10 protein-coding genes and 1 riboswitch are annotated in these 11,165 nt (G+C 44.6%); of the genes, 2 read left to right on the top strand and 8 right to left on the bottom strand.

Annotated elements, in window-relative coordinates:
- Nucleotides 1–42 precede the first annotated feature (42 nt).
- Entirely contained in the window at nucleotides 43–744 is a 702-nt protein-coding gene (locus dnm_RS24775) for an AzlC family ABC transporter permease (RefSeq protein ID WP_207679568.1), read from the bottom strand.
- A 677-nt stretch (nucleotides 745–1,421) separates the two neighbouring features.
- A riboswitch (cobalamin riboswitch) is annotated at nucleotides 1,422–1,653 on the top strand.
- Between the two features lie 1,086 nt (nucleotides 1,654–2,739).
- Here dnm_RS24775 and dnm_RS24780 point away from each other — a divergent pair.
- Together dnm_RS24780 and dnm_RS24785 are read left to right on the top strand one after the other, a co-directional pair.
- On the top strand, nucleotides 2,740–4,836 hold the full coding sequence (locus dnm_RS24780; RefSeq protein ID WP_207679569.1) for a TonB-dependent receptor: 2,097 nt from the start codon (nucleotides 2,740–2,742) through the stop codon (nucleotides 4,834–4,836).
- On the top strand, nucleotides 4,836–6,560 hold the full coding sequence (locus dnm_RS24785) for a TonB-dependent receptor plug domain-containing protein (protein WP_207679570.1): 1,725 nt from the start codon (nucleotides 4,836–4,838) through the stop codon (nucleotides 6,558–6,560). The genes dnm_RS24780 and dnm_RS24785 overlap by 1 nt, the downstream gene beginning before the upstream one ends.
- 56 nt (nucleotides 6,561–6,616) lie before the next feature.
- Here the strand turns inward: dnm_RS24785 and dnm_RS24790 are convergent, their stop codons facing one another.
- From dnm_RS24790 to dnm_RS24820, 7 genes are all read right to left on the bottom strand, one after another.
- The gene (locus dnm_RS24790; protein ID WP_207679571.1) at nucleotides 6,617–6,955 is read right to left on the bottom strand and encodes a hypothetical protein; all 339 of its coding nucleotides are present in this window, start codon (nucleotides 6,953–6,955) and stop codon (nucleotides 6,617–6,619) included.
- Nucleotides 6,952–8,109 carry an AAA family ATPase gene (locus dnm_RS24795; RefSeq protein WP_207679572.1) on the bottom strand — a complete coding sequence of 386 codons (1,158 nt, stop codon included), beginning with the start codon at nucleotides 8,107–8,109 and terminating at the stop codon, nucleotides 6,952–6,954. Before dnm_RS24795 ends, dnm_RS24790 begins: the two co-directional genes overlap by 4 nt.
- Nucleotides 8,110–8,134: 25 nt before the next feature.
- Nucleotides 8,135–8,317 carry a hypothetical protein gene (locus tag dnm_RS24800; RefSeq protein WP_207679573.1) on the bottom strand — a complete coding sequence of 61 codons (183 nt, stop codon included), beginning with the start codon at nucleotides 8,315–8,317 and terminating at the stop codon, nucleotides 8,135–8,137.
- A 178-nt stretch (nucleotides 8,318–8,495) separates the two neighbouring features.
- A complete protein-coding gene (locus dnm_RS24805) occupies nucleotides 8,496–8,750 on the bottom strand; it encodes a BrnA antitoxin family protein (RefSeq protein WP_207679574.1) in 255 nt (84 codons plus the stop codon).
- A gap of 3 nt (nucleotides 8,751–8,753) precedes the next feature.
- Complete coding sequence (locus dnm_RS24810) at nucleotides 8,754–8,966, bottom strand: BrnT family toxin (protein WP_207683751.1); 213 nt, start codon at nucleotides 8,964–8,966, stop codon at nucleotides 8,754–8,756.
- A gap of 594 nt (nucleotides 8,967–9,560) precedes the next feature.
- Nucleotides 9,561–9,953, bottom strand: a complete 393-nt coding sequence (gene csx20 / locus dnm_RS24815) for a CRISPR-associated protein Csx20 (RefSeq protein ID WP_207679575.1) — start codon at nucleotides 9,951–9,953, stop codon at nucleotides 9,561–9,563.
- Between the two features lie 49 nt (nucleotides 9,954–10,002).
- On the bottom strand, nucleotides 10,003–11,148 hold the full coding sequence (locus tag dnm_RS24820) for a putative CRISPR-associated protein (RefSeq protein ID WP_207679576.1): 1,146 nt from the start codon (nucleotides 11,146–11,148) through the stop codon (nucleotides 10,003–10,005).
- Nucleotides 11,149–11,165 lie beyond the last annotated feature (17 nt).

The following is an 11,165-nucleotide window of genomic DNA, read 5'->3' on the forward strand; positions in this document are numbered from 1 at the left end:
TAACCTGTTCAGACTTCCGAAGTTTTCAAAATTTCGGAAGTCTTATTTAATCTGTTTTTTAAACACAACGCCAATGGTTGCCGCAAGCACTGACGCCAGCACAATATACGAATTACCGGGAATGATCAGCGAGAATATAACGGACAATACACCGGCAATGATGGCAATGATGACATATTTGCGCGCGCGGAGCTGATATATCAGAAGGCAGATAAACATGGCAATCAGCGCATAGTCAATGCCAAATGCCCCTTCAGGGATGAACTGCCCGCTGTATCCGCCCATGACCGTGCTTGCAATCCACACAAGATTGGCAGCGTGATTGACCACGAGCGCGGCATTGATATTCCAGTCCCCGTGTCTGAATCTTGAAAGATTCACGGCAAAGCTTTCATCTGTGACGCCGTAAGCAAACAGGGAGAGCTTTTCTCTTCTCACCTTTTTCAAAAAAATTGACAGAGACGAACTCATCAGCAAATGTCTTAAATTGACGATAAATGTGGTCACAATAATCGAGGCGGTCGCGGCTCCTGCTGAGACCATGGAGACCGCTATGAACTGGGAGCTGCCCGCAAAAACAAAAACAGACATCAGACCGATTTCAAGAGGGCCTAATCCGGCTTTCTGGGCCAGCACACCAAACGCGAGACCAATGGGAATATATCCGAGGCAGATGGGCCAGACAGCCAGCAGCCCCTGTGTCATTGCAGATGTTTTTTCCGTGTCAGAACTTGTTTTATTCATAATTTGTTGTGTTATGCAGGACCAGTAAAGAAACCCGGGGGGTTCCGGCAGAGGAAAAGCGACTCGTTCGGAGAAAAACCCGGGTTTCTTCCCCGCACTGCGACTTTTTGTTCTGTACAAAGAGCAATTTTATAATTTTAATTTTTTTGAATCGTCTGAGGAATCCGGAATGAAGCTTCCGTCCAAATCGGCTTCACCAACATAGTCGTCATCTTCCCTGAATTTATATGCAAACTCAATCGCTTCGCTGTATGAGACAGAACTGATTCTGACGAATTTTGCTGATCCGTCATGTTTCCGAAAGTACAGGGAAAGAGGATAAGAAGAGGAAAATACGCCTTCCCTTTCTTATTCTCCTTCCTTGTTGGAAAAGCCGGGTTTTTTGTCTGTTTTCACAACATATTTTCATGAGCAGGGGTAAAAAACCCGGCTTTTTCATGAGTGTCTCTTATCCTCCTTCCCTGTGCTTTCCGCCGGACTGTCAGAGGCACGGACCACTGTCATCCGGGCCTGCCTGCAAAATCCGTCAGAAACAAATTAATAACACCCGGGTGTCCGTCTGTCAATATTTTTTAAATATAATTCATTGATATTGTAAAATAAATTCGTTTAATCCGAATTTTATTAAAAAACAGATTATAAATTTTTCTTGATTTTAATCACATTTTGAGTTAAGGGGGGCTATACAAAATTCAGGTGCATGTTGAGCTTAATAGGGAACCCTGTGAAAATCAGGGACGGGCCCGCCGCTGTAATCGGGGACGAACACCGCAAAATGCCACTGCCCGAAGTGAGAACTGAATAGTTTATTTCTTACTTATAATCTTTTTCTCACTCCAAAGAGGTGGGAAGGCGCGGTAATTAGGATGATCCGGAAGTCAGAAGACCTGCCTGATGAAAGAGAAGCGAAAAAATGAATAATTTTTAATTGTTCGCTTGTCAATAGCGCACTTGCCCTCGCGGACAGAGGCAGGCAATACCATAAGAATTTCGTGGAGAAAAAAGGGATATCCTCGGATTGATGAATTTCAGTCCGGGGATTTTTTTTGTCAAAAAATAATTAGTATAACAATCTGAAATATAAGAGAATTATTTCAATTAAAAAAATTGTGACAATCTGTATTAAAAAAAGCTGATTATAACGGATTTAAGGGAGGCTGGCCAAGCCCCGTGGGGGCGACATATTTGTAGCAGTATTCATCATGCCGGGCTGGCCAAGCCCCTCGAGGGCGGCATATTCGCTACAAATATGCCGCCCCCACGGGGCTTGACAGGGGGGCCTGCAAACTTGTTGCTACAAATATGCCGCCCTTACAGGGCTTGACAGGGGGCCTGCAAACTTGTTGCTACAAATATGCCGCCCTTACAGGGCTTGATCGGCCATCCTCTGAATCCATTATAATCAGAAAAAAAGAGAAAAAACGGCTGTGTCCTGACGTTTACACAGCTCCGAAGGTGCGAATTTATACAGCCGGCAGCGTAACACCGGAAACATGGATAAAAACGCAGATCAGCCCTGAAACGCGAATGCGTTCATTCTCGTTTCAGGGTCGGCGGATGTTTCATACGCTGCCTGGGGCTGCGGCAATCCGCACCTTGGGAAATGTGTAAAAGGCGGGACGCATCCGAAAAAATGATTAGAAATCTGGGCATGGCTCCGCCGAACATTTTTTACCGTGAAAATATATTTTGAAACCCCGGGGTTTTTATCTGAAAATAAGTACCTGATCAAAAGTTTTTTATACATATTTTTTTTCTATGAACGGCGGAGAAACCCGGCTTTTTCCTTTACGGGCGGCGACTCATTCCGGGAAAAAAGCCGGGTTTCTTTCCCGTGCGAATATCGAAAACTTATGATGAGGTACTTATTTTTATGACCAGGGGCGAAAAAACCGGCTTTTTCATAAGTGTTTATATGGCAAACAGCAACCATTCCCTTTCTTAAAATCTGTTTCCACCCCTGTCTGAAGACAGGAGTGCCCATGGAGATAAGGTATGAAGAATCATACAATAACAGTACCATTGATACTTTTGCTGCTCTTTTTTTGCCAACCCGCACTGATCCGAGCACAGGACTCGGAAAGTGAAAAAATAGTAGAACTGGAAGAAATTGTAGTGACATCCACCCGAACCGAGCATCAGGTGATGGATACCCCTTCCAACATCAATGTGCTGACGACAAAGGATATAGAAGCGATGGACGCGAAGACCATGGCAGATGTGCTTGACAAACTTCCGGGCGCTTATGTCAGCAATGCCTCGGGTTTTGTTCCGCACATTTCCCTCCGCGGCACCCGTATCGGCATGAGCGCGGGCGCGCTGGTCCTCCTTAACGGCATCCCCATGTCATTGGGAAAATTCGGTTATGTGGACTGGGATGCCATTCCCACAGAAACCATTGCGCGGATTGAAGTGGTCAAGGGGCCTCTGTCTTCCCTTTACGGCGGTGATGCGGCCCGGGGGGTTATCAATATTATCACAAAAAAAGGGCCTGAAAAAATAACAGGAAAAATCCAGACCATTTTCGGTGAATACGGGGACCGGCGTGCATCCGGTCTGATTTACGGCGGTTTGGATTCGCTGGACTATAATCTGAGCGTCAAAAAAGTGGAAAATGACAGCTATCGTCGGGAAGCAGGCATTGACAACTGGTATGTCACGGGAGACTTGGGTTACTGGCTGTCTGAGGATGCCAGGCTGGGACTCACAGTGAGTCTGGCAGATGCGGAAAAATATCTTGCCAAATCCCTGAGCGGAGATCAAAAAGCAGAAGACAGGAGACAGCCCAGGGACCTGAGTTTTACAGATACGGCCGACATGATTACCGGTCTGAATTTTGAACTCAGCAAAACGAAATTTAATTTTACACTGAATAGTTATTATAAAACCCGGGAAAAGGATTATGAAAACTATCTCAAGGCCGTTGCCGGAACGCCATATGAAGAAAATGCTGATCAGGATGTGATGGGGATAAAAACAATCTTTACTTACAATGGTTCGATGTTCAATCTTCCCAACAGCCTCTCCTTTGGCTTTGACTACGACCATGACGACAGCGACATTGAAAAAAACAAAGCCGAGAAAAAAGACCCGGATCTGCCTTATACCAAAGCAGACCCCAAAGCATCCGGCAGTTTTCTCCGGGAGAGTTTCGGGGCCTTTGTTCAGAATGAACTCTCTGTTTTGGAAAACCTGACCCTGACACTGGGGCTTCGGTATGATTACTTCTGTTATGACAATGATGCGGATTATGATTTCAGCAAGGGCGGAGAATATGATTATAATGAAACCCCTGATTTTGATAAATGGAATCCCCGCGCGGGCATGAACTACAGATTTTCAAAAAATATGAGCCTGTATGCCAGTTATAACACAGCATATCGTGCGCCCACGATTTATGATTTCTACGGAACCGGAACCTATGCGGCCAAAGGGGGATATGATCTTGAACCTGAAAAATTTACCCAGTATGAAACCGGGATCCGCTATTATCTGACAAAGGCACTGAACCTGGATATCTCCGTGTATCAGACAAATATTGAGAACATGCTGGATTCCTATTATGATGAAGAGGGAAATTATGCAGGAAAGCGCAATGTGTCCGAAGCAGACATGAAAGGCGTTGAAACCAGCATATTCGGTTCTTTTCTGAAGGATCGGATTCGCTATAAACTGAGCCACAGCTATATTGATGCGCGTTACGGGGAGGATACGTTTGCCCGGGATGCTTCCAAGAACCGGGTTTCCATTGATGGCAATCGGCTCACCAAAATGCCGTATAATACCCTGACCGGTGATCTGGACATGGGCCTGATAGCGGATAAACATTATGGGCTGCAATGGCATATCGGCGTAAAAGCCCAGGACAAATATCCCATGGATAATCTGAATATCCAATCCTATTCCGGGTATGCCCTGGTCGAAAGCAAACTGACATTTCATTATAAAAACCTGTCGTGTTTTATTGCTGCTGACAATCTCCTGGATAAAGAATATGATCTTTATGCATATTATACACCGAGCAGCGATAAGGACAACTATTATCCGGCCCCGGGCAGAACCTTTACTGGCGGGATATCATTCGATTTTTAATGATAAATATGATTCTTGTATTACTGGTTCTCGTATTTTTCTCAGTGCCTGTTTTTTCTCCGGCACAGGCAGAAACATCCGATCCCATTGCTGATCAGATTATCATCACTGGCAAAGACATTGAAAAAATGAATGTCGTCAAAATCAAAGACCTCCTGAATCAGATTCCGGGGGTCAGTGCCGGAGATTCATCGGTTTCTGTCCGGGGCTCTTCCAAAGTAAAAGTGCTTCTGGACGGCCGCGCCATCAATGATCCCACCAGCAGTTACGGCGGTGTCAGGTGGGATATGGTGTCGTTGAAAAACATTGAGAAAATTGAAATTTACAAAGGCAAAGGCGGTGTTGAATTCGGTGATGACTCCGGCGGCGGTGTCATTCTGATTACAACCAAAAAAATAGAATCCTTTGAGGGAAACATCGAAGCCTATCTGGGAAACCTGGAAACACAGAATTACAGTCTCAACTGCCGGGAAAACAAGGGCAATTTCGGTATCGGCGTGTCATCTGCCTATGAATCCGCAGACGGTTTCAGAACAAACAATGACAAGAAGAAATTCAGAGCCAGTGCGAAAATACAATACAAGCCGGAGAAAGATATTCATTTTTCTTTTTCAGGGGATTATCTGAAAGAAGAAAAAGGCCTGGCAGGACTGCCTGAATTTCCAAGTCCTCATTCAAGAAAAAATCAGAATATGGCTTCTTATCTGTTCCTCGCTAAGTTCAGAGAAATAAAAAGCAGGACGTATTTCAATGATACAGATACGCAGAACCAGGACCCGGACAGAAATCTGGATGCCTTTATACAGATAAAAAAATTCGGAGAAGCATTTGTGACTGATATTTCCATGGGAAAATGGGGAAAACTGAACTGCGGTGCCGGGGCAGAATGGGCGAGGGCAACCGGAAATCGCTTTGACGCGCAGGAAGAAACACAATTTTGGGGGTTTGCGTCAAAAAATATTTCGCTGAAATCTGTTCCGCTGTCCTTTACCTTCGGTGTCCGCATGAATGCGTATTCTGAATTTGAAGATGTTTTTAACCCGGAGTTCAAGGCGTCTTTTAAGCAGGATGTTTTCAGCCTTCAGTTTGCTGCCAGTAAAACAAACAATATGCCCTCGTTTCGTCAGCGATACAACGAAACCAGTTCCATGATGCCCAATCCGAATCTGACAATGGAACATGCGGATAATTACAGTCTTTCTTTTTTTGCTCAGATGAATGCTGTTTTTTCAGGCGGGGTTTCTCTGTTTTACAACAGGCTTACGGATCGGATCACCTATGTGCGGGGAGATGACGGCAGGGGACAATATGAAAATTTCGGGAAAGTCACCTACAAAGGTGGGGAGATTTCTCTGAATTGGAAACTTACAGATATGCTTTCGCTCCGGTCTGCCTATACTTATCTGGAAGCCAAAGATGAAAACACAGGAAAATGGCTGCCTGTGAAACCCGGACACCGGCTGAATACGGACCTGATCTGTACGCCCATAAAGACACTTTCCCTGATCTTGGCTACGAATTATACGTCCCGTGCTTATACCCGGACAGATAACAGTCAATCTGTTCCCGAGTATTTTATCGGCGATCTCAGAGCGGAATATAATTTCAACACCATGAGTTTTTTCTGTGAAATCGGAAATATATGGGATAAAAGCTATTTTTGTGCAGATGGCTATCCTTCTCCCCCGAGGACATGGCTCGCAGGCGTAAATTATCAATTCTGAGTTTAAGGAAAGTGTCAGGTGTTGAGTGTTGGGTGTTGGGTGTTAGGTGTCAGGTGTCAGGTGTTAGAAAAAAACTGTAAGATTTCTGATGCTAACGGATTTTGTTGATCCGTTATGTTTCCGAAAGTACAGGGAAAGAGGATAAGAAAAGGAAAATGCGCCTTCCTTTTCTTATCCTCTTTCCCTGTGCTTTTTGCCGGACCGTCAGCGGCACGGATCGCTGTCATCCGGACCTGCCTGTCAACAAAATCCGTCAGAATCAGGATAATTCTTGTCGCTCTGATCATACTACCGGACAAAAAATCCTTACCTTTTATTAGATTATGTAAAATAAAATAGTTAAACAATTCACTCAGTGCGTCTTCAACAGCCAAAGTTATATAAATGTCTGTCATTTAAATAACCCCAGTTGTTCTGCTTTCAATGGTCTGCTTCGTGGTAACACAACTTCGCCAACAGACAGACCTGCTTCCAACAATGGCCTGACATCACTGATATTTCCTGAAACATCCACCGAGGTTCCTTCGGACCCGGGACTTAGCAATAAAACCTCACGTCCGTCAATCCCTTTGTCACTTAAAAGTGATTCGCTATGGGTGCTGACGAGTACCTGACGTTTACGCTGACGCTGCATTCGATATATAAGCGGCGCAAGCTGCGATACGATACCGTCATTTAAGGATAATTCAGGCTCTTCCAACAATAGCAACGCGTCACTGTCTAAAAGCGCCCAGAGTATCCCGATCAGGCGTAACGTTCCGTCTGAAAACTGATCTTCCCGCTGCCAGCCTGCCTTAGGCCGCCAATGTGAATATAACGCTGCAAGGTGGGGCTTCCCAGTATCATCATCTCTTTCAAATCTGAGTTGTTCTAATTGAGGAACAGCAATTTTTAAAGCGTTTTCTATTTTTCCCAAACGAAATTTTTGTGTCCGGGGGGCTGATTTTGCAACCCTTACAAGGAAGCCCTGTCCGAAAGGGTCACTCTCGGACGAGCTTGTTTGAAAAAAATCTCCGTAGCGTAGCAACTGAGGGACAAGATGTATGTAACTGACTGAATCCAAATACCGGACAATTTCTCTGAATTTTGCATTTGTGTTTACCTGCTCAAGAAACGTCTGTTTTAATCTTTCTGAATCTTTCTTATCCTCAGCATCAGGCCTCTTCAGAATTTGCTTATTTCCCTTCCAAACGTGTTCAAAGGATAATATGGGCTGTCTGTACCCCCGGGTTTCCTGCCTGATCCCGATGGCATATCTCCATAATGGTTTTTCGTCCGGATCATCTGACAGAGAAATGTCTATGAGGATTTCAGGATCCCGTCGTGCTGCAAGGCATCGCAGTTTTGATATTCCTCCGCGTTCTTTTACTGCTTTTTGCAGTCCCCCGCCTTCTGACTTGGCAATGTCTCTGAGGAAACGAAAGACATCCAGCAGATTTGATTTTCCAGAGGCATTAGGGCCTACAATAAACTGTCTCTGACGAAGCGGAATATCATTCACACGTTGAAAATTCCGCCAGTTTTTTAATGTTAAACGTGATACAAGCATGTAACCTCCTTTGATCGGCATCCGCTCATCCCCTGCCATTTCCGCCAGCCAGAGTTGCAAGTTCTCCGATAAACGCCATCATCTGTTCTGCCTGGGCATTCATCTCCTGGGAAGACGAAGCAAACTCCTCAGCATCACTCGAATTCTGCCGGGTTATTTTTTCAATATTTCCGACCGAACTGTTTATCCGTGTGATTTTCTCAGTCATGCAGGTTGGGTTGAGGAACGAAACCCAACATTTTCCTGGTCATTCGTTGAGGTTGGGTTTCGTTTCTCAATCCAACCTATGTGAACTGCCCTCAAATTATAGCCGTGTTTGCGCAATTTCCGTACAGCGGTCTTCGCAGTCGGATGACGCGGGTCGGTGCGATCCGTGAATCTCAGCATTAAGCAATCCGCAACTCATCTTCGTTCAACCTGTGCAACTTATTCTCATTCGGTGGTTCTTTCTCTGTTTTTATATGTTCCCGGAGCGCATTGTTAATCATCGTTCGGAAATCGCCTCCGCATGCCTTATGAGCCTGTTTTTTAAAATATTCAATAATATCAGGATCAAGGCAGATATTAATACGCACTTTGTCAGGATCATGCGGAATGACCGGCCCGCGTTTGCCCTTACTGAAATCATATTCATCTCTCATAATTCAGCCTCCGTACTGTCTGCGTTCACGTTTCAAAGCCTTACGGGCGGAAATTATACGAATGGTGTGGTTCCGCCATGTATAGACCACAACAAGAATACGGCCATAGGTATCCATGCCGATACTGACAAATCTCTCCTCATCACCATGGTCAGGATCGTCTATCGTGACAGCATGATAATCATCGAAAACTGTAACCGCATCGGCAAAGTCGATGCCGTGTTTTTAAAACTCTTTTTACGGCATCTCCCTGAGATGGCGGTGTGAACGGCATTCTTTCGCATCTCATTTCCGGTCGGAACTGTCACTTGGAACATAATTGCATTATTTCCTCCTCTTTTTGTGTCAGAATAAGCTGTTATGCCATTTTTGTCAATGTTTTTATGGGGCGAGGAGCATGGGGGGCGAGGGGCATGGGGCGTGGGGCAAAAAGAATAGGGAAAGCCACGGAATAATTCCCCTCGCCACTGGCCTCTCGCCCCTCGCCTCCCCTTTAATCCCCTTCAGGTCGGGTCAAGGTTCTAACTTTTTGACTTAGAGGTAGGAGAATGGAGTTATGTCGTAATCCCCTTCAGGTCGGGTCAAGGTTCTAACTTTTGACCATACCTGGGGTAATCTCCCAGGCTGTATCTTTCATAGTCGTAATCCCCTTCAGGTCGGGTCAAGGTTCTAACGTCATCAATTTTGATGAATACGGATTTTGGGCAAAAGTCGTAATCCCCTTCAGGTCGGGTCAAGGTTCTAACAATTTACATTTTGTAAAAACAGATTCCGCCCCGGATGTCAACAATTACAGCTTAAAAATCGAAATCACTTCCCGTATTTTCTGAAAATCTGATGTCTGAACTGATGGATCATCTTTACTGTGCCGTCTTCCTGATGCTCCTCGACCGCCTCCCGTTTTGTGGTGGCATACACGGGAATCAGTCTGTTTTCAAAAGCAAACCTGACCATGATATAACATGCGCCGAAATCCCCCTGAATCAGCACATAATCGCCCGCTTTGGCACGGGATGCGAGCCAGTCTTTTACCGGTTCGAGATAATCTCCGAGTTCGGAAAGGTGCGGCGGAATCTGTCCCCATAATTCCTTCAGATCCGGCGGAAGAGCGATTATCTCACCGACACCGATGGAGGTTCGGGCATCAGACTCCTGCTCCGGGGTAAGCTGGTGGTTGAACACTGGAAATAATGAAGTTGTCATAAGTGATCTTATTGATATAATAATAGTTTCGAATACGTTCCTAAGCAAATCAGACACAGGCTTTCTTACCAATCATAAAAATCAGGTCGCCACAGAACCCCTTGTCAACCATTATGTTGATCACCTGCCTGCCAAGTTTGCACCTGATTTCATATTGGACATAATGAGACATCGAATCCTCATTTTTTCTTTTATACTTCAGGCAGGTCTCAGGCTGACCAACGCCCACCTGATGGAAATCAACCAGTTCGATTTTTCTGACAAAACCGAGTCGTAAGACACGCCGCAGCAGGTTTTTCACATCATTATCCGGTATGTCTTTCAAAGTCTGAACATGCTTATTTTGCGCCTTCAGCCAGAGGGTTGTTTCCTTGGTTTTCTTAAAGACCATTTTTTCATTAATTGTTTTCAAATAGACTTCTTCTTCGCTTAACAGACTCAGATAGAAAGTTTCGCCTGCGGGATTCAGAAACCATTTCCGCTCTTTCTCATTTTTTTCAATTAAAAAAGAAAAGCCTGATGGCACGGATCTGAGACAGTTATCTGAATCTCTGTCATTCAAGCCTCTCTCATACAATTCAAAAATTTTCTTAAACCTTGCCCAGTATTCAATATCCAGATTTAAAGGCAGATGAGGCAAAGGAACAATCTCGTTGAACGTCTCATAAATATAATACGATTCAATATGACGAAGCTGCGCCAGAACCGTGGCGTAGGCAGTTTCGGCCTTAAAACCGCCAGTTGCATTCATGACAACCCTGAACCCTTTATTTTTATAGTCATCAATCAGATGGGTCAGGTTATTTACCAATGAGCGAAGACCGGACATCTTAAACTGGCTTTCCTTATACTTCAGCCCCTCAATTATCTGGGCGTGAACCTCAAACCCCTTATTTTTAAAATAGGCTTTGAGCAGAGGTTCCTCTTTTTTTAACACCTCAGTCTCAGATAAGATTAAATGAACAATATCTATATTTCGGTTTTCTCTCTCATTGAAGTAAGCATTCAGTTGAATGGCAGAATTGATTTCAGCAGAAATTCTGGTCTCAGTTTTATTGGCAACATTCAACTGAACAAACGCCTCAATTTCCTTATCTGTAATATCAAGCAGATTTTCATACTTACGCCCTAACCAGTTATTGGTGTTCGTCAGCAGGGCAGTTCCCACTGTTGTTATTGCAACCAATTTGGACATGATCAGATTCCTTCTTA

This window comes from Desulfonema magnum (assembly GCF_017377395.1).
In the GTDB taxonomy this organism is placed as follows: Bacteria; Desulfobacterota; Desulfobacteria; order Desulfobacterales; family 4be13; genus Desulfonema_C; species Desulfonema_C magnum.